We start from the raw sequence: 18,789 nt of genomic DNA, 5'->3' as shown, positions 1-18,789 counted from the left end.
GGCACGTCTTGTCAAGTATTCAATAACAACAAAAACGGTAGTGATGCGAGGAAAGGAAGGAAGCGCCAATCGGATGACCGGCGCTCACCAAAGCGGCATTCAGGGTGAGGGGCGTATGGCGGAACAGACCGGGCAGGCAGGATCGCGAGGCACATTGAACCGTCGCCACTCGCCACTCAACCCGTCGAATGTCGAAAGACCCCGATGCGGCTGACCAGCGCCAGCCAGCAGCTTGAGTGCCTCGAGTGCCTGAAACGTACCGATCACCCCTACCAGGGGCGCCACGACACCGTTCTCGGCACAGCGTAACTCGTCATCGGCCTGCTCGCCCCGCTCGTCCGGTGGATAGAGACAGGCATAGCACGGGCTGGCTTCATCACGTGGATCGAAAATGGCCAGTTGCCCCGAGAAGCGTATCGCCGCTCCCGATACCAAGGGAGTCCCGGTTGCCAGGCTCGCTCGGTTGATTGCGTAACGGCTGGAGAAACGATCGGTGCAATCGATGACCACATCGGCATCCTGCATCGCTGCCGCCAATGCCTCGGCGCCAAGGCGTTCGACCCGTGCCGTTACTCGGCAATCCGGGTTGAGCGCCCGCGATGACTCGGCGGCGGACTCGGCCTTGAACCGCCCCAGGTCAGCCTGGCCGTGGGCGATCTGGCGCTGCAGGTTGGAGAGCTCGACGACATCGTCATCGACCAGAGTCAGCCGCCCCACCCCGGCCGCCGCCAGATAGAGCGCCACCGGCGACCCCAGCCCACCGGCGCCAATGATCAGTGCATGACTGGCCAGCAAGCGCTCCTGTCCATCGATATCGATCTGGTCGAGCATGATCTGCCGGCTATAGCGCAGCAGGGCATCGTCGTTCATAACCTTCCTTTACCATGGCATCCCCAGCTTGGCGCGCCGCGACGTCACTTGTCGTCGAACTCGTCGATATCCGGGACATGCAGTGAAAACTCTTCCTTGACTTCTTCCATCACCACGTAGCTCTTCGACTCCTTGACGCCCGGCAGGGTCAGGACGACATCGCCCAACAACTGACGGTAAGCGGACATCTCGGGAATACGGCATTTGAGAATGTAATCGAACTGCCCCGACACCAGATGGCATTCCTGAATCTGGGGCAGCTTGGCCACGGCACGCCGGAACTCGTCGAACACGGCCGGCGACTGGGTTTCGAGACTGATCTCGACGAACACCAGCAGGTTGGCCTTGAGCGCCGTGGGATCGAGCACGGCCTTGTAACCGCGGATGATGCCGGCCCGCTCCAGGCGCTTGACGCGCTCCAGGCAAGGCGTGGTGGATAAACCAACCTGGGAGGCCAGGTCTACATAGGAGATGCGGGCATTGTCCTGCAGGCAGCGCAGAATCTTGAGATCGATACGGTCCAGCGATCGAGTCTTGGCTTTCATTATAATAGTGTTCCCGGCCGAGCGGTGACAGCATGATCCTCTGCGAATCACGCCTGATCCAGCGACAAGTGGTGCCGCAAACGCGATTCAACACAAGGTAACAGCAAGTTTTTCAATTGTGGCTTTAGTATTACCACATTCGCTCGACCGGACTCCAGCCAGGCCTTTCCACGCTGCCGTCATGGCATCATGCAGGCCAAGGTAACGCGAGGACGACCGCCCAGGTCCAGGCGCGTCTGCACGTCACGGTAAGCGGCCCGCTGCAGCACGTCACGAACGGCGCCATCCTGGGTCATGCCATGCTCCAGCGCCAGCCAGCCGTGCGGCAAAAGGTGCTCCCTGGCGGTCAGGCACAGGTAATGAAGATCGGCCAGGCCCTGATCATCGGCAATCAGCGCCGAAGCAGGTTCGAACCGTACGTCGCCTTGCGCGAGGTGAGGATCGTCGGGCGCCAGGTAAGGCGGATTGGAAACCACCAGGTCGAAGCGCTCGCCCTCGAGTGCGGCAAACCAGTCACTTTCCACGAACGAGGCATTGGCAAGCCCCAAGCGCTCCCCATTGCGACGTGCCAGCCTTACCGCGTCGGGCACCCGGTCGACACCCACGACCTGCCACCCCGGGCGCTCGCTGGCAAATGCCAGGGCAATCGCCCCTGTCCCGGTGCCCAGATCGAGCATACGGCCTTGCTCCGCCGTGGCCTTGTCCAACGCCGCCTCGACCAGGCTTTCGGTATCGGGACGTGGTATCAGGGTCGACCTGGCAACCTGCAAGGGAAGTCCCCAGAATTCACGCTCGCCGATCAGGTAGGCTACCGGCTGCCCGGCCTCGCGCATGACCAGCAGTGACTCGAAGCACTGACGGTCGAGGTCTTCGACTTCGCGATCGCTCCACGTGTAAAGCCAGGTGCGGCTCTGTGCCAGCGCATGACCGAGCAATATCTCGGCATCCAGCCGGGGAGACGAAGACCCCGCCCGGGCTAGCCGCTGCGTGGCCTCGACCAGCAGGTGATCGATGCGCATCAGCTTTCCTGAAGGGCGGCCAGCCGCTCGGCCTGGTATTCGTTGATCAGTGGCTCGACTACCTCGTCCAGTTCCCCACCCATCACTTCACCAAGCTTGTAGAGCGTCAGGTTGATACGGTGATCGGTCAGCCTTCCCTGAGGGAAGTTGTAGGTACGGATGCGCTCGCTGCGATCGCCCGAGCCGACCAGCGAGCGACGTGTGTCGGCCTGCTGCTGGCGCTGGCTGTCGACGGCAGACTGCTTCAGGCGAGCCGCCAGCAGCGACATCGCCTTGGCGCGGTTCTTGTGCTGGCTACGCTCCTCCTGGCACTCGACGACTACGCCGGTCGGCAAGTGCGTGATGCGAATCGCCGAGTCGGTGGTATTGACGTGCTGACCGCCCGCCCCGCTGGAGCGGAAGGTATCGACCCGCAGGTCGCTGGGGTTGATGTCGATGTCGCCGACCTCGTCGACTTCCGGCATCACGGCCACGGTACAGGCGGATGTATGGATGCGCCCCTGCGACTCGGTGGCCGGCACACGCTGCACACGATGAGCACCGGACTCGAACTTGAGCCGCGCATAGACGCCCTCGCCGCGTACCCGCGCGATGATTTCCTTGTAGCCGCCCTGCTCGCCGTGGCTGGCACTGACCACCTCGACCTTCCAGCCCAGCTTTTCGGCATAGCGCGAATACATGCGGAACAAATCGCCCGCGAACAGTGAGGCCTCATCACCGCCGGTGCCGGCACGCACCTCGAGGAACACGTTACGGTGATCATCTGGATCCTTGGGAACGAGCAGCTTCTTGAGCCGTTCCTCCAGCGTCTCGAGGCGCTCACGCCCTTCATGTAGCTCCGCCTCGGCCATCTCGCGCATGTCGGCATCGCTGTCATCGCACATCTGCTCTGCCGCCTCGATGTCACCCTCGGTGGCACGATAGGCCCGCCAGGCCTCGACGAGTTCGTCGAGTTCGGCATACTCCCGCGAGTAGTCGCGAAAGCGTGACTGATCGGAGATCACCTCGGGCTCGGCCAGCAGGGCAGCAAGCTCCTCGAAGCGCTCCTGCAGGCTTTCCAGACGTTGACGCAATGACGCTTTCATTCAGTGTCCTATTTGGAGTCCTGAGACGGCGCAGCCGGATCGAGCAGCAGGCTCTCGGCCGCCTGGATGATATCGTGACGCTCGGCACCAGATGCCTCGCGAAGCCGCAGGGTCGGGCCATGCAGCAGCTTGTTGGTTAGCTGCTGGGTCAGCCGGCGGATGACTTTCTCGGGATCCTCGCCACGCGCCAGTTGAGCGATCGCCTGTTCTTCGGACGCCTTGCGCAGCGCCTCGCCCTGCTCGCGATAGCGGCGGATGAGGTCGCCGGCACCCCGCACCCGGCGCTCGTGCTGCCAGTGCTCCACGCCCAGCGCGATCAGTTCTTCGGCCTGGTTGGCCGCCACCTGCCGATGCCGCCGGTTTTCCTCGATCACTTCCTGCAGGTCGTCGACGGTATAGAGGAAGACATCGTCGAGATTGCCGACCTGAGGCTCGATATCCCGGGGCACGGCGATGTCGACCATGAACATGGGCCGATGACGGCGTACCTTGAGCGCCCGCTCGACCATCCCCTTGCCCAGGATCGGCAACGGCGAGGCGGTCGAGGCGATGACGATGTCGGCACGCTCCAGAGCTTTCGGAATATCGCCGAGGGTAATGGCCTTGCCACCGACGTCGCCCGCCAGTCGCTCCGCCCGCTCCATGGTGCGATTGGCCACGATCAGTTCCTGGATACCCGCCTCGCGCAGGTGGCGAGCCACCAGTTCGATGGTTTCACCGGCACCGATGAGCAGCGCCCGCGAGCGCGAGAAATTCGCAAAGATACGGCTTGCCAGGCTGACCGCGGCGTAGGCCACGGAGACCGGGTTTTCGCCGATACCGGTCTCGGTACGCACCTGCTTGGCGACCGCGAAGGTGTGCTGGAACAGGCGCTCCAGCTCCCCGCCCAGCCCCTTGAGGCTGCGTGCCTGCTGATAGGCGTCCTTGATCTGGCCAAGGATCTGCGGCTCGCCGAGCACCATCGAATCCAGGCCCGACGCGACCCGCATGAGATGCTTGGCAGCCGCCTCGTCCAGATAGTGATAGGCGCACTGCGTGAGCTGCTCGACGGCCAGACCATGAAACCGCCCAAGCCAGTCGAGAATCGTCTTCTCGCCATCCGGCTCGGTCACGCAGTACAGCTCGGTCCGATTGCAGGTCGATAGCACGGCCGCCTCGCGCACGCTGGGCAGGTGCTTGAGTTCCGTGAGTGCCGACTCGAGCTGGCTGGGGGTGAACGCGACCTGTTCGCGCACCTCGACAGCAGCGGTCTTGTGGTTGATTCCCAGGGCGAGAAGCGTCATTGGAGCATCGTCAACATCGGGCCGTGGAGTCCGTGCGGCGTAAGATAACCCGGCTAGCGCGTGGCGCAACGCATGCGCAACACGCCATGGGGATTCGGGCGGCACAGTTTACCACACCAGTCGAAGGCATGGGCATGCACCGCACGCCGCTTTGCCGCAGGGAAGCAAGCCGGTATGCTGAACGGCAAACATGCCGGCAGGGATGACCGGCAGGTGCTCTCAGCTCGAACGAGGATGGCATGCGCGCACGCTTGGTTATGACGGCCCTGGCCGTTGCCCTGCTTACCGGTTGCCAGGGCCCCGCTACCGGTCCTTCACAAACCATCATCGCCGACCCCATGGCCTCGGCACCGCCCGTCCAGCGCGGCCTCGATGCTCAGGGCCTCGCCACCCTGCTGACTGCCGAGCTTGCCGGCCAGCGTGGCGATTTCGCGCGCGCCACCCGGGGCTATCTCGACAGCGCCGAGCGCTACGACGCCCCCGAGCTTGCCGAACGCGCCGTGCTTGCTGCGCGCTACAGCAACGACCCCCAGCTTTTCGCCGACGCCGCACAGCGCTGGCAGGCGCTGTCTCCCGATGCCGAAGCGCCGGCACGATTACTGGCGGCCATTGCCATGGAGCGCGGCGACTGGCAGGCCAGCCTCGAGCAACGCTTGGCGCTGGCCGAACAGGGTGGCCAGGGCGAGCTGGCAGGCTTTGCCGAAGCCGCCATGGAGGCCGGTGTTCCCATTGACCCGCTGCTTGCTCCCTTGCGCCGCTTTCTAGACGCTCACCCTCGCCAGGGCGATGCCCTGCTGGCCACGGCTCTGCTGGAAGCGGCGGCCGGGGAGCCCCGCCTGGCGGCCAGTCGCCTGGATACCTTGGAAACCGTCTCTCCCGACCTGCCGGCCCTGTGGCTGACCCGTGCCCGGCTGGCCCTGGAATCGGGCCGCCTGGGCGAGGCTCGAGAGGCCGCCCGGCGTGGACTGGAAATTTCTCCCGAGGACAGTCGCTTCGCGTTGCTGCTGGCCCAGTCCCAGTTGCGACTTGGCAATGTCGATGCAGCGGAAGCGCGCATCGACGCCCTCGTGGATAAACACCCCAATGCTACCGATCTGCGTCTTGCCCTGGCCCAGCTCTATCTGGACGAAGGCTATCCCGCCCCGGCACGCCGCCTGGTGCTACCACTGATCGATGGCGATGCTCCGCCCGCGCTGGCGTACATCCTGCTCGGCAATATTGCCCAGCGCGAAGGCGAAGTCGACAACGCCCTTCTTTATTATCGCCAGGTCCCTTCCGGTGACGGCTTCCTCGAGGCTCGCCTGCATGCCGCACGCGCACTGATCGACGCCGACCGGCTGCTCGATGCACGCGACTTCCTGCGCATCGAGCGCTTGCGCCACCCCGCCATGCGCACGCAATTGACTGCGCTGGAAGTCGACCTGCTGGACGAGCTGGGCCTGGAGGATGCCGCCCTGCAGTTGCTCGACCGTCAGCTACGGGCGCACCCTGACGATACCCAGCTACGTCTCGTGCGCGCCATGCGTCATTACGATCGAGGCGATATCGCCGCCATGGAGCAAGACCTGCAGCATGTCATCGAACTCGAGCCCGACAACGCCATGGCTCTCAATGCACTGGGCTACACGCTGGTCGACGTGACCGAACGGCTCGAAGAAGGCGTGGCGCTCATTCAGCGCGCCTACGCGCTGGAGCCGGACAGCCCGGCTATTCTCGACAGCCTTGGCTGGGCCTACCACAAACTCGGTGACGACCAGCGCGCCCTGCCCCTGCTGCGCCAGGCCTACCAGGGTCAGCCGGACCAGGAAATCGCCGCTCATCTTGCCGAGGTTCTCTGGCGCATGGAGCAACGAGAGGCAGCCCGTCGCGTGATTGCCGAGGCCATGCAGCGCCAGACAGACCATCCCCGCATCGACGAGTTGCTGCAGCGCATCCCCGAGCTCGCCCCTTGAGTCGAGACGCTTGCCCGCCGTACCGAAACGAGACTTCGACCATGAAACGACTCACGATACCCTTATTGCTCTGCCTGACCCTGCTGGCCGGCTGTGCCAGCCAGGCCCCCACCCCCGAGGTAGCCCGCGACCAGGTCAACTGGAGCGAGCAACGCGAACGCATCGAAGCCCTCGACGCATGGCGACTGGCCGGCAAGGTGGGCCTGCGAACGCCCGAGGACGCGGTGAGCGCCAATCTGGACTGGACACAGACGGGGTTCGACTACCGCATCCTCATCAGTGGCCCGTTCGGGGCCGGTCGCAGCGTTCTGGAGAGCAGTGCGACGGGGGTCACCCTGACCACCGGCGACGGCCGTTTCGAAGCCGAGACTGCTGAACAACTGATGGAGGACCAGCTCGGCTGGGCCTTGCCGGTCTCCGCCCTGGATCGCTGGGTACGTGGTCTGCCGGCCTATATCCTGCCGCACCAGACGACCACCGACGACCAAGGCTTTCCCAGGCAAATGAAGCAGGCGGGATGGACGATCGAATATCGTGACTGGACCTGGGCGCCCGATCTCAACGGAGGGCTCTGGCTGCCTCGGCGCCTGGTCATGTCCATCGACGATTTCCGAGCCACCCTGGTGGTCAACGAGTGGCGCCCCATCGACACGGGGACAAGCGCGTGACGGTACTGACCCTGCCGGCCCCGGCCAAGCTCAACCGAATGCTGCATATCACCGGCCGCCGTGGCGATGGCTACCACGAACTGCAGACACTGTTTCAGTTCCTTGACCATGGCGATACCCTGACGTTCCAGTTACGCCCCGATAGCGAAGTAACCTTGTTCCCGAGCCTTGCCGGCGTCGCCGACGAAGACAACCTGATCGTGCGGGCAGCCCGCCTGCTGCAACATCATAGCCAGCGTCCCGTTGGCGCCGACATCCAGCTACGCAAGCAACTGCCGATGGGCGGAGGCCTGGGCGGAGGCAGCTCCGATGCAGCCACCGCCCTGCTCGCCCTGGATCGGCTCTGGGAGCTTGACCTGGGCCTGGACCGCCTGGCCGAACTGGGCCTGCAACTGGGGGCCGATGTCCCGGTCTTCGTCAGGGGCCATGCCGCATGGGCCGAAGGCATCGGCGAACGCCTCGTCCCGGTAGACCTCGACACGCCCTGGTTCGTGGTCGTGCATCCCGGCATCGAGGTCTCGACCCCGCGTGTGTTCAATGCACCGCAATTGACACGGGACACCCCCCCAATTAGTATGGCGCGCGCACTGCAGGAGGGGCCGGAAGCCTGGCGCAACGATTGCCAATCGACCGTTCGCGAACTCTATCCGGAAGTCGACGATGCCCTGAACTGGCTGAGCGGGGTGGCACCGACCTTGCTGACCGGAACGGGTGCTTGCGTCTTCTGCCGTTTGACGAACGCAGACGAGGCTTCTAGTATATTGAGCCGTGTTCGCTCAGGCTGGACCGCTTTCATGGCGCGCGGCTGCAACACGTCTCCCCTCCATCAGGCGCTGGGTCTCTTTTGACCGACAGCGACCAGGCAGTCGCGAGGTGATGCCGAGACAGGCATCGAGCGACAGTGAAGGGCAACGGTTGCTGGGGTATAGCCAAGTGGTAAGGCAGCGGTTTCTGGTACCGCCATTCCCAGGTTCGAATCCTGGTACCCCAGCCATTCCCTTGACGACTGCATAATAGAAAACTCCCTCTCGAGATCCCCCAGGTGTCTGTTGGGCGCGGCTGATCGTAGCCGAGGGAAGAACCACCCGATACCAGGCCCCGTGAGGCGACATAGCTCACTGGCCGAGAGACGCGTGGTTTTTTCGCAAGCGATCAGGGTGGCGTCAAATGGGCTCCCAGACTCCAAAGGTGGCTGTGCGTGTCTAAATTGATGGTTTTCGCCGGGAACGCCAATCCCGAACTTGCCCGCAAGGTAGCCGAGTCTCTCGACAACCGGCTGGGCCATGCCACGGTCGGCCAGTTCAGCGATGGCGAGATCGCGGTCGAAATCAACGAGAACGTTCGCGGCAAGGACGTCTTCATTCTGCAGTCCACCTGCGCCCCGACCAATGACAACCTGATGGAACTGATTCTGATGGTGGATGCACTGCGTCGTGCCTCCGCTGCGCGAATCACCGCCGTGGTTCCCTACTTCGGCTATGCGCGTCAGGATCGCCGGGTACGCTCGGCTCGGGTGCCGATTTCCGCCAAGGTCGTGGCCGACATGATGGTCAAGGCCGGCGTCGACCGCGTCATGACCATGGACCTGCACGCCGACCAGATCCAGGGCTTCTTCGACGTCCCGGTGGACAACGTCTATGGTTCACCGATCCTGCTCGACGACATCGAACGCCAGAACTACGACAATCTGGTCGTGGTCTCTCCCGACGTGGGCGGCGTGGTGCGCGCCCGCGCCATTGCCAAGCAACTCAACGTCGACCTGGCCATCATCGACAAGCGCCGCCCTCAGGCCAATCAGGCCCAGGTCATGCACATCATCGGCGAGATCGAAGGCCGCACCTGCGTCGTCGTCGACGACATGGTCGATACGGCCGGCACGCTGTGCAAGGCCGCCGAGGCACTCAAGGATCACGGCGCCAACCGTGTGGTCGCCTATGCCACGCATGCGATCCTGTCCGGCCCTGCCGTGGACAATATTTCCGGCTCGGTGCTTGACGAACTCGTCGTGGCCGATACCATTCCGCTGTCCGAGCTGGCTCGCCGTAGCGGCAAGATCCGTCAGCTCAGCGTGGCGGGACTGATTGCCGAGGCGATTCGCCGCGTCAGCAACGAAGAATCCGTCAGCGCGATGTTCCACTGACATCGCCGGGATACGTGCACCCTAGGTGCTCTCGGAATCGGCATCGCTTGGTCGCGGGCGGTGCCGATTCCTTATTTCAACCCTGAGAGGTTACACCATGTCCGATTACAAACTTACCGCCAATGTTCGTCACGACCTGGGGAAAGGTGCGAGCCGCCGCCTGCGTCGTGCGAACGAACAGGTTGCCGCCATCATCTATGGTGGTGAAAAGACGCCCCAGCCGATCACCCTCGACAAGGCCGCTTTCTACAAGGCCATCGAGGACGAGGCGTTCTTCTCTTCCATCATCAATATCGATGTCGAAGGCAGCAACGAACAGGTCGTCATCCGTGATCTGCAACGCCACCCCTACAAGGCGTTGGTGACCCATGCCGACTTCCTGCGTGTCGACGCAACGCACGAGATGACCCTGCACGTGCCGCTGCACGTCGTGGGTGAAGACAAGTGCAAGGGTGTCAAGGACGAAGGCGGTGTTCTGCACGTGCTGGCCACTGATGTGGAAATCAGCTGCCTGCCCAAGAACCTGCCGGAATACCTCGAAGTCGACGTTGCCGACCTCGAGCTCGGTTCCACGCTGCACCTGTCCGACCTCAAGCTGCCGGAAGGTGTCACCCTGGTCGCCCTGACCCACGGCGAAGACCACGACGCCGGTATCGTCAGCGTGACTCGTCCGACCGTCAGCGCCAGCGACACTGACGAAGAAGGCACGGAAAGCGGCGAGGAAGAAGGCAGCGCCGAGTAATCGGCTGCCTTGAGGTCAACCACAGCAAGGCGTTCGCATGAGCCAAGTGAAAGCGATCATCGGCCTGGGCAATCCCGGGGCCGAGTACGAAGACACCCGGCACAACGCGGGCGCCTGGCTGGTGGAAGCCATTGCGCGCGACAGCCACACTCCCCTGCGCGTGGAGAAGAAATTCCTGGGGCTTTATGCCAAGGTCAATTTCGCCGGTCACGAGCTGCACCTGCTCAACCCGACCACCTTCATGAATCGCAGCGGTGGGGCTGTCGCCGCTCTCTGTCAGTTCTTCAAACTGGTCCCCGAGGAATTGCTCGTCGCCCATGACGAGCTGGATATCGCCCCGGGCACTGCCCGCTACAAGCAAGGCGGCGGTCACGGTGGTCACAACGGCCTGCGTGACAGCATTCGCGCCTTGGGCAACAATAACGCTTTCCATCGTCTGCGCATCGGTATCGGCCATCCCGGTGATGCCAAGCTGGTCACCAATTACGTGCTTGGTCGTCCCGGCAAGGCAGAACGACAGGCCATCGACGCCGCTATCGAAGAATGTCTTGTCACGCTACCTGATGCCTTGAAAGGAGATTGGGCCAAGGCGATGAATCGCCTGCACAGCTTCAAACCCTAGGCCGGTCGCTCTGCCGCGCAAGCGGAACACGATTTCTTGTCTCTTCAAGCGTACAGATCGACACGCTTTTCCCGTAAAATGCCCGCCATTCTCTAGGTTCTGCCTGAAGCCGTCGAACGATGGCATCTTTCAGTCAGGTTCTAATCCAAGCATCAGCTCTCCAGGAACACACCATGGGTTTCAATTGCGGCATCGTCGGCCTGCCCAATGTCGGCAAGTCCACGCTTTTCAATGCATTGACCAAGTCCGGTATCGACGCCGAGAACTTTCCGTTCTGTACCATCGAGCCCAATACTGGCATCGTGCCGATGCCTGACCCCCGTCTCGACAAGCTGGCCGAGATCGTCAAGCCCGAGAAAGTGGTCCCCACTACCATGGAGTTCGTGGATATCGCCGGTCTGGTGGAAGGGGCTTCCAAGGGTGAAGGACTGGGAAACCAGTTCCTCGCCAACATTCGCGAAACCGATGCCATCGCCCATGTGGTCCGCTGCTTTGATAACGACAATGTCATTCATGTCGCCAACCAGGTCGATCCACGCGCCGATATCGAAATCATCAACATGGAACTGGCCCTGGCCGACCTCGACACGGTCGACCGCGCTATCCAGCGACTGACCCGCGTGGTCAAGAGCGGCGACAAGGACGCCATCGCCACCAAGGCCATCCTGGACCGTATCCAGCCGCACCTGGCCGAGGGCCTGCCGCTACGCAGTTTCGGGCTCGATGACGACGAAAAGCGCCAGTTGAAGAGTTTTGGGTTCCTGACGCTGAAGCCGACCATGTACATCGCCAACGTCAACGAGGATGGCTTCGAGAACAATCACTACCTGGACACCGTGCGCGAGATCGCTGCCGAGGAAGATGCGGTGGTAGTGCCGGTATGCAACCAGCTCGAGGCCGAGATTGCCGAACTCGACGACGAGGAGCGCAGCATGTTTCTCGATGAGATGGGTATGGAAGAGCCCGGACTGGATCGCGTGATCCGTGCCGGTTATGCCCTGCTTGGCTTGCAGACCTACTTCACCGCAGGCGTCAAGGAGGTGCGTGCCTGGACGGTCAAGGTCGGAGCGACTGCACCGGAAGCCGCCGGCGTGATTCACACCGACTTCCAGAAGGGTTTCATCCGCGCCGAGGTCGTGAGCTACGACGATTTCGTCTCCCTGGGCGGCGAGCAAGCGGCCAAGGATGCCGGCAAGTGGCGCCTGGAAGGTAAGGACTACGTGGTGAAGGATGGTGACGTGGTCCACTTCCGGTTCAATGTCTGAAACGGGAGAGAGCACGTAAAGGTTGACGTATCAGCCGGTTACGCGTAATATTCGCCCCCGTTGGACGGCTACGTAGCTCAGCTGGTTAGAGCACATCACTCATAATGATGGGGTCCCCTGTTCGAATCAGGGCGTAGCCACCACAGCGATTACCAAAAACCCGTCAGGTCATGCCTGACGGGTTTTTTATTTGCCGCTCCCTTTTTTTACATCAGGTTTCCGGCTTGCCCATGAGCCGGGGTTCACGATCCAGGGCGACACCGAAACGCTCCTGGACGGATGCCGACACGTGCGCTGCCAGCGCCAGCAACTCCTCGGCACTGCCGCCGCCATGATGCACGAGTACCAGCGCCTGACGATCATGCACCCCGACGTGGCCATCGCGAACGCCCTTCAGCCCGCATTGATCAATCAACCACCCTGCCGCCAGCTTGACGCCCCCCTCCGCCAGCGGAAAATGCGGCATTTGCGGATACCGCTCGAGCAATTGCTGCGCCTTGTCGGCGGCCACCACCGGATTCTTGAAGAAGCTGCCGGCGTTACCGACATGTCGCGGATCGGGCAGCTTCTCGCGGCGGATGGCACTGACTGCGTCCACCACGTCCAATGCTCTGGGCGAGACCGAGGCAACGCGCGAGGCCAGATCGCCATAGTCGAGCCGGGGTGTCGCATGACGGCTGAGACGCAGCACGAGCCTCGTGATCACGACCCGGTTTTTCAGCTCATGCTTGAAGATACTGTCGCGGTAACCGAAGGCACACTCGTCGCGGTGCAACTGCCGCTCTTGCCCCTCCCGATCCAGCAGGTGCACTTCCTCGAGCACGTCGGCAAGCTCCACACCGTAGGCACCGATATTCTGGATGGGCGCAGCGCCGGCATGGCCGGGAATCAAAGCCAGATTCTCGGTGCCCCATAGTCCACATTCGGCTAGGGCAACGACCAGGCTCGGCCAGTCCCTGCCTGCTCCAACATGCGCCAACACCTCACCGCCACCGACCTCCTCCAGGCGAAAGTCGCTGAATGTTGGCTGCAGCACCAACCCAGGCAGCTGCGGATACAGCACCAGGTTGCTGCCCCCTCCCAGCACCGTCAACGACCAATCATGGTCCTTGGCCTGTCGCAGGGCCGCACGTATCTCCGCGAGGTCGTCGCTGGCCAGGAAATGTTCGGCACGGCACGGCAGACCCAACGTATTGGCCCGCTGCAAATCGACATCCCGACGCATCATTGGCGGGACAGCCGCTGGCGAAGCTCCTCGATCAGGCCGTCACTGGCCGCCTCGATCAGGTCGAGCACGTCTTCGAAACCCTGCTCACCCCCGTAGTAGGGATCGGGCACGGCTCGATCGCGCTCACCGGCGAACTCCAGAAACAAGCCGATATGAGCGCGACACGAGGACGGGCATCCTTGACGGATCGCCTCCAGATTGTCGTGATCCATGGCCAGAATGTAATCGAAATGCTGATAGTCGGTGGGCGCAAGTTGGCGGGCACGAAGCGCCGAAATATCGATGCCGCGCCGGCGCGCAGCATCAAGCGCCCGCGGATCGGGACCCTTGCCGACATGCCAGTCGCCGACACCGCAGGAATCCACCTCGACACGATCGGTCAGCCCGGCTTGCGCCAGATGCGCCCGAAACACTCCTTCGGCAGAGGGCGAACGGCAGATGTTACCCAGACAGACGAACAGAACACGCATCGATCATTTTCCTCCCGGTGCATTGCGCTCGATGTACTGACGAACCCGCTGCAGGTCATCTGGCGTATCCACGCCGGCAGGGTGCGGTTCGGTACTCAGGGCGACCTGAATGCAATGACCATGGTGCAGGGCGCGAAGTTGCTCGAGTTGCTCGAGCTGTTCCAGCGGGCTGGGCAGCCAGTCGACATACTCCGCCAGGAAGCCGGCCCGGTAAGCATAGAGGCCGACGTGCCGCAGCCAGGCATCGGTATCGAGCAGCGCCGGCCGCGACGTGAAGCCCTCGCGGTCCCAGGGAATCGGTGCCCGGGAGAAATACAACGCGCGTCCATGAACGTCGCGGACCACCTTGACCACGTTGGGATTGAACAGCGTATCGACATCGCCGATCGGCTCGGCCAGGGTGGCAATCGAGGCTTGAGCATCCTCTTCGAGGCGTACCGCAACCTGATCGATCAAGGCGGCCGGCAGCAACGGCTCGTCGCCCTGAACGTTGACGACGATGGTATCGTCGTCCAGTTTCAGGCACCGTGCCACCTCGGCCAGGCGATCGGTGCCCGAGGGATGATCGGCCCGGGTCATGATCGCTTCGCCACCGAAGGCCTTGACCGCCTCGACGATTCGCTGGTCATCGGTCGCAACGACAATACGTGTCGCCGCACTCTCCGAGGCACGTTGCCAGACGTGTGCCACCATCGGCCTGCCGTCGATCTCCAGCAATGGCTTGCCGGGTAGGCGACTTGAGCCATAGCGCGCGGGAATGACGACGACGAACCCGGTCATGACAGCGGGTTTCCCGTCCCCGGGGCATTCGGCATCCGGGCCGGCGAGCTGTTCAGCTTCTCATCGGCATCCATGACTCGGGCTTCTTCCTCGAGCATCACGGGGATATCGTCGCGAATGGGATAGGCCAGGCCATCAAAGTGGCACTTCAGTTCTCCCCGCTCACGGTCGTACTTGAGTTTGCCCTGACACAGCGGGCAGACCAGCATAGCCAACAGTTCCTTATCCATCGTGTTCCTCTCGTTCGGCGGATCGAAGTGCCTCGAGCCGCTCGCCCAGCCAGTCGACGAAGGCCGGCTCGGGACAAGCTTCGACATCCAGCGCCCAGCAACGCTCGTTGGCGAAGGGGCGGCATTTCACGGCGTCCTTGGCCGTCATGACGACAGGACGGTTATCGGTAAAACGTAGGTCGCTGGCGGAAAATCGGTGATGATCCGGAAAGGGATGCGTATCGACTTCCACGCCCAGCGACGACAACGTGGCGAAGAAGCGTGACGGGTGGCCGATGCCTGCCAAGGCATGGACACGCCCAGAAAACGGTTGCTTGTCCACCGGGTAGCACACGCCATCGATGAGATGTCGCCAGCGCGAAGGCTGCAAGTGCATCCGGTAGCCATCGATGGGCAACTCACGGGCCGTATCGCCATTGACGATGACCGCATCGACCCGGGACAGCCGCGAGCTCGGCTCACGCAAGGGCCCGGCCGGCAGACAGCGACCGTTACCCAGCCCCCGCTGGCCATCCACCACCACCAATTCGAGATCACGCCCCAAGGCCAGATGCTGTAGCCCGTCATCGGATATCAGGATATCGCAGCCGGCATCGATTAGCCGTCTCGCGCCACGCGGCCGGTCCGGATCGACCACCACAGGCAACCCGGTCTGCTGGGCCAGCATCAATGGCTCGTCACCGGCATGCGCCACTTCGGCATCGTCCCGCACGTAGAACGGATAGCCTGGTGCCTGCCCGCCATAGCCGCGCGAGACGATACCCGGCCGCCAGCCGTGCTCGCTCAGCCAGCGTCCCAACCAGGCCACCAGCGGCGACTTGCCGGTACCTCCCAGAGTAATGTTGCCGACCACGACCACCGGCACCGGTGCCTGCCAGACTGGCTTGCGACCGCTGCGATAAGCGGCGTCACGGCGTGCGACTGCACTGCGATAGATGCGCTCCAGAGGACGCAGCGCATGCAGCCAGGCGGCGTCGCGATACCAGGCGTCGACCCAGCGGCTCACGCGGTGGCCTCCTGGAACTGAAGGCGGTAAAGCGCAGCATAGGCCCCCTCTTGCTCGAGCAGTGACGCATGCGTGCCACTTTCGACGATCTGGCCCTGCTCCATGACCAGGATGCGATCGGCGCGCTCGATGGTCGACAGACGATGCGCGATCACGAACGTGGTGCGCCCGCGACAGACTTCCTCGAGCGCCTTCTGGATATAGCGCTCGGACTCGGTGTCCAGAGCCGACGTGGCTTCGTCGAGTACCAGGATCGGCGCATTCTTGAAGATGGCCCGGGCAATTGCCAGGCGCTGACGCTGACCGCCGGAGAGCATCACACCATTGTCGCCGATGACCGTATCGTAGCCGTTGGGCAAGCGCTCGATGAACTCGCTGGCGTAGGCCGAGCGGGCTGCCGCCTCGATCCGCTCGCGGCTGGCGCCAGGGTCACCATAGGCAATGTTTTCTGCGATGGTAGCGTTGAACAGCGTGACCTGCTGGGAGACCAGCGCAATCTGTTGACGCAGCGGCGAAAGCCGATATTCATCGATATCGATATCGTCTATCGTGACGCGCCCCGCCGTGGGATGGTAGAAGCGCGGCAACAGCCCCACCAGCGTCGACTTGCCGCTGCCGGAGCGCCCCACGATGGCGATCATCTCGCCCGGCGCCACCTCGATGTCGATTCCCTTGAGAACCTCGGGCTGATCCTCGCCATAGGCGAAACGCACGCCTTCGAAGGCCACACGCCCCTCGAGCCCCTCGGGCATGCGTGTCCCTTCATCCTTTTCGCGGGGCACCTCGAGCAAGCCGAACAGCTCCTGCGAGGCGGCCAATCCCTTCTGGATCTCGCCATTGATTTCAGTGAGCTGCTTGACGGGCTTGGCCATCAGCGAGGCAGCCGTGATGAACGCGACGAACTCGCCTGCGGTCATGTTGGCCATCAGCTCAGGCGCCATGGCCAGCCACACCAGGCCGGCCAGGGCCACGGCAATCAACAGTTGGATGATCGGCGTACTGGTGGCCTTGGTCAGCGCCTCTTTCATGCTTTGTTCGCGGTTGTAATTGCTGGCCTTGGCAAAGCGGCGCTTCTCGTACTCTTCGGCGCCGTGAGTGCGTACCACGCGATAACCGGTCAGCGCTTCGGAAGCCACGTGGGTCACGTCGCCCATCGACGTCTGGATACGCCGCGACAGCTTGCGAAAACGCTTGCTGGCCACGCTGACCACCCAGCCGATCAGTGGTGTCACGGCAAGGAAGACCAGGGTCAACATCCAGTTGGTCCAGAGCAGGTAAGAGAGCAGGCCGATGACGAACAGTCCCTCGCGCAACAGGATCGTAATCGACTTGGTGGCCGCGCCAGTCACCTGCTCGACATGATAGGTGACCCGGGAAATCAGATGCCCGCTGGAATGCGAGTCGAAGAACCGTCCCGACAGGTGCAGCATGTGATTGAACACCTCGCAACGCAGGTCGTGGACCACGTTACGCGCCACGTTGCTCATGCAATAGGTTCCCAGGAAGGTCCCGACACCGCGCGCGGCGAACATGCCGATCACGAACAGCGGCAGATAGACGCGAAAGGCAGCGTCGGGATTCTGGATACCATCGATCAGGCGCTTCATCATCTCGGCCAGCGCCGTGCTCGACGCCGCATAGATGGCATAGCCCACGATCGCTGCCGCAAACCATTTCCAGTACGGCTTGACGTAGCCAAGCAGACGACGATAGAGAGTCCAGCTGGTTGCTTGGGTCACGGCGACTCCGCTCGTTCATGTATTTGTGCCCCTTGCCGGGTAGCGATGCGCACACGCTGGATGCCAAGCATGGCAACCTGGTCCAGGGCGGCGACCACATCGGCATGGGCCGTGGCTGCATCGGCTTCGATCACCAGCCCATGTTCACGGGCCGCAGGCGCTTGGTCGGCCAAGGCGTCATGCAGGGCCTCAAGCGATGCCAGGGAGCGCTCACCCAACCGGTAGTTGCCTGCGGCGTCGACGGTCAGCGTGACCGGCGCCGAGGGCTCGGCCGGTGCGCCGGCCTGGCTCTCCGGCAGTGTCAGTTCCAGTGCCTGGCGCGTTTCGAAGGTGGTCGATACCATGAAGAAGATCAACAGCAGGAACACCACATCGATGAGTGGTGTCAGGTTGATCTCGACCGGATCGCGCCGCGGCCGGACGAATTTCATGCCCGCTTCCCCCTGGCCAAGGGGCGCTCGTGGGCCTCGTGGCGTTCGGCCAAGGTTAGTTCCCCCTGGTGATGTGCCAGGTAGTCGACCACCTGGCTCGCCTGTTCTTCCATGCGCACCGTCAGCTCCTCGACCCGGCGCTGGAAGTAGCGGTGGAATATCAGCGCGGGAATGGCCACGGTCAGGCCGGCCGCCGTTGTCACCAGCGCCTGGGAGATGCCTCCGGCGAGATCGGCGGTGCGCTCGACGCCATGGGCGGCGACGATCACGGCGAACACCTTGATCATGCCCACGACGGTTCCCAGCAGCCCGATCAACGGCGTGATCGAGGCAATCGTACCCAGCGGGCTGAGAAAGCGCTCCATGTCATGGATCACCGCCGTTGCCGCTTCCTGAAGGCGTGCACGCACCTGCTCATGCCCCAGCCGCACATTGCGCAATCCGGCAGCCAAGATCGACCCCAGCGGAGAATGGTTCTCCAGCCAGTTGAGATTGACTTGGCCCTTGTGAATCAGTTCGCACACCTGCGTACTGAGTCCCGCGGGTGCAATGCGTGATGCACGTAGACTCCACAGGCGTTCGATGATGATGGCCGTAGCCACCAGCGAACAGCCGAGGATAGGTAGCATCAACAGCCCGCCAGCCACCAAAGCGTCGAGCGCGCCCATTCGTCATGTCTCCTGATGCGTCGGCCCAGCCTGCATCGATCAATGA

General features: G+C 63.0%; 20 protein-coding genes and 2 tRNA genes. 9 read left to right on the top strand and 13 right to left on the bottom strand.

Translation table 11 applies throughout. The features are described from left to right. Nucleotides 1–99 precede the first annotated feature (99 nt). The 5 genes from BM194_RS10165 to hemA all read right to left on the bottom strand — a co-directional run bounded on the left by BM194_RS10165 (nt 100) and on the right by hemA (nt 4,802). Nucleotides 100–870, bottom strand: coding sequence for a HesA/MoeB/ThiF family protein (locus BM194_RS10165; protein ID WP_092846339.1), 771 nt, complete (start codon nt 868–870; stop codon nt 100–102). A 44-nt stretch (nt 871–914) separates the two neighbouring features. Beyond that, on the bottom strand, nt 915–1,415 hold the full coding sequence (locus BM194_RS10160) for an Lrp/AsnC ligand binding domain-containing protein (RefSeq protein WP_092846337.1): 501 nt from the start codon (nt 1,413–1,415) through the stop codon (nt 915–917). Between the two features lie 179 nt (nt 1,416–1,594). Next, nucleotides 1,595–2,434 (bottom strand): peptide chain release factor N(5)-glutamine methyltransferase, encoded by an 840-nt coding sequence (prmC, locus tag BM194_RS10155; protein WP_092846335.1) that lies wholly within the window; start codon nt 2,432–2,434, stop codon nt 1,595–1,597. Then, nucleotides 2,434–3,519 (bottom strand): peptide chain release factor 1, encoded by a 1,086-nt coding sequence (gene prfA, locus BM194_RS10150; RefSeq protein WP_092846333.1) that lies wholly within the window; start codon nt 3,517–3,519, stop codon nt 2,434–2,436. The genes prmC and prfA overlap by 1 nt, the downstream gene beginning before the upstream one ends. 8 nt (nt 3,520–3,527) lie before the next feature. Further along, nucleotides 3,528–4,802: a glutamyl-tRNA reductase gene (gene hemA / locus BM194_RS10145; RefSeq protein WP_092846331.1), complete on the bottom strand. Its 1,275-nt coding sequence runs from the start codon at nt 4,800–4,802 to the stop codon at nt 3,528–3,530. Between the two features lie 239 nt (nt 4,803–5,041). Between hemA and BM194_RS10140 the strand changes: the two genes are divergently transcribed. From BM194_RS10140 to BM194_RS10100, 9 genes are all read left to right on the top strand, one after another. Continuing rightward, nucleotides 5,042–6,754 (top strand): tetratricopeptide repeat protein, encoded by a 1,713-nt coding sequence (locus BM194_RS10140; RefSeq protein WP_092846329.1) that lies wholly within the window; start codon nt 5,042–5,044, stop codon nt 6,752–6,754. 41 nt (nt 6,755–6,795) lie between these two features. Beyond that, complete coding sequence (gene lolB, locus BM194_RS10135) at nt 6,796–7,422, top strand: lipoprotein insertase outer membrane protein LolB (RefSeq protein ID WP_092846327.1); 627 nt, start codon at nt 6,796–6,798, stop codon at nt 7,420–7,422. Further along, nucleotides 7,419–8,270: a 4-(cytidine 5'-diphospho)-2-C-methyl-D-erythritol kinase gene (gene ispE, locus BM194_RS10130; protein WP_092846325.1), complete on the top strand. Its 852-nt coding sequence runs from the start codon at nt 7,419–7,421 to the stop codon at nt 8,268–8,270. The genes lolB and ispE overlap by 4 nt, the downstream gene beginning before the upstream one ends. A 71-nt stretch (nt 8,271–8,341) precedes the next feature. After that, nucleotides 8,342–8,416: transfer RNA gene (locus BM194_RS10125), tRNA-Gln, on the top strand. 204 nt (nt 8,417–8,620) lie between these two features. Beyond that, entirely contained in the window at nt 8,621–9,562 is a 942-nt protein-coding gene (locus BM194_RS10120; RefSeq protein ID WP_177223385.1) for a ribose-phosphate pyrophosphokinase, read from the top strand. A 97-nt stretch (nt 9,563–9,659) separates the two neighbouring features. Further along, nucleotides 9,660–10,304 carry a 50S ribosomal protein L25/general stress protein Ctc gene (locus BM194_RS10115; protein WP_092846321.1) on the top strand — a complete coding sequence of 215 codons (645 nt, stop codon included), beginning with the start codon at nt 9,660–9,662 and terminating at the stop codon, nt 10,302–10,304. Between the two features lie 37 nt (nt 10,305–10,341). After that, entirely contained in the window at nt 10,342–10,926 is a 585-nt protein-coding gene (gene pth, locus BM194_RS10110; RefSeq protein WP_092846319.1) for an aminoacyl-tRNA hydrolase, read from the top strand. Nucleotides 10,927–11,099: 173 nt separating this feature from the next. After that, nucleotides 11,100–12,191, top strand: coding sequence for a redox-regulated ATPase YchF (ychF, locus tag BM194_RS10105; RefSeq protein WP_092846317.1), 1,092 nt, complete (start codon nt 11,100–11,102; stop codon nt 12,189–12,191). Between the two features lie 66 nt (nt 12,192–12,257). Next, a tRNA-Met gene (locus BM194_RS10100) sits at nt 12,258–12,334 on the top strand. Between the two features lie 68 nt (nt 12,335–12,402). Here BM194_RS10100 and murB read toward each other — a convergent pair. Genes murB through BM194_RS10060 form a run of 8 tightly spaced genes read right to left on the bottom strand, consistent with a single transcriptional unit; the run spans nt 12,403 to nt 18,743 of the window. Next, nucleotides 12,403–13,419, bottom strand: coding sequence for a UDP-N-acetylmuramate dehydrogenase (murB, locus tag BM194_RS10095; protein WP_092846315.1), 1,017 nt, complete (start codon nt 13,417–13,419; stop codon nt 12,403–12,405). Further along, entirely contained in the window at nt 13,416–13,889 is a 474-nt protein-coding gene (locus tag BM194_RS10090; RefSeq protein WP_092846313.1) for a low molecular weight protein-tyrosine-phosphatase, read from the bottom strand. Before BM194_RS10090 ends, murB begins: the two co-directional genes overlap by 4 nt. 3 nt (nt 13,890–13,892) lie before the next feature. Next, nucleotides 13,893–14,669 carry a 3-deoxy-manno-octulosonate cytidylyltransferase gene (kdsB, locus tag BM194_RS10085; RefSeq protein ID WP_092846311.1) on the bottom strand — a complete coding sequence of 259 codons (777 nt, stop codon included), beginning with the start codon at nt 14,667–14,669 and terminating at the stop codon, nt 13,893–13,895. Next, complete coding sequence (locus tag BM194_RS10080) at nt 14,666–14,899, bottom strand: Trm112 family protein (RefSeq protein WP_092846309.1); 234 nt, start codon at nt 14,897–14,899, stop codon at nt 14,666–14,668. Before BM194_RS10080 ends, kdsB begins: the two co-directional genes overlap by 4 nt. Next, the gene (lpxK, locus tag BM194_RS10075) at nt 14,892–15,905 is read right to left on the bottom strand and encodes a tetraacyldisaccharide 4'-kinase (protein ID WP_092846307.1); all 1,014 of its coding nucleotides are present in this window, start codon (nt 15,903–15,905) and stop codon (nt 14,892–14,894) included. The genes BM194_RS10080 and lpxK overlap by 8 nt, the downstream gene beginning before the upstream one ends. Then, complete coding sequence (msbA, locus tag BM194_RS10070; RefSeq protein ID WP_092846305.1) at nt 15,902–17,644, bottom strand: lipid A export permease/ATP-binding protein MsbA; 1,743 nt, start codon at nt 17,642–17,644, stop codon at nt 15,902–15,904. The genes lpxK and msbA overlap by 4 nt, the downstream gene beginning before the upstream one ends. Further along, entirely contained in the window at nt 17,641–18,075 is a 435-nt protein-coding gene (locus tag BM194_RS10065) for an ExbD/TolR family protein (RefSeq protein WP_092846303.1), read from the bottom strand. Before BM194_RS10065 ends, msbA begins: the two co-directional genes overlap by 4 nt. Continuing rightward, complete coding sequence (locus tag BM194_RS10060; protein ID WP_092846301.1) at nt 18,072–18,743, bottom strand: MotA/TolQ/ExbB proton channel family protein; 672 nt, start codon at nt 18,741–18,743, stop codon at nt 18,072–18,074. The genes BM194_RS10065 and BM194_RS10060 overlap by 4 nt, the downstream gene beginning before the upstream one ends. Nucleotides 18,744–18,789 lie beyond the last annotated feature (46 nt).

It is taken from the genome of Modicisalibacter xianhensis, assembly GCF_900113605.1.
GTDB lineage: Bacteria > Pseudomonadota > Gammaproteobacteria > Pseudomonadales > Halomonadaceae > Modicisalibacter > Modicisalibacter xianhensis.
This window is presented reverse-complemented; position numbering and strand designations above follow the sequence as displayed.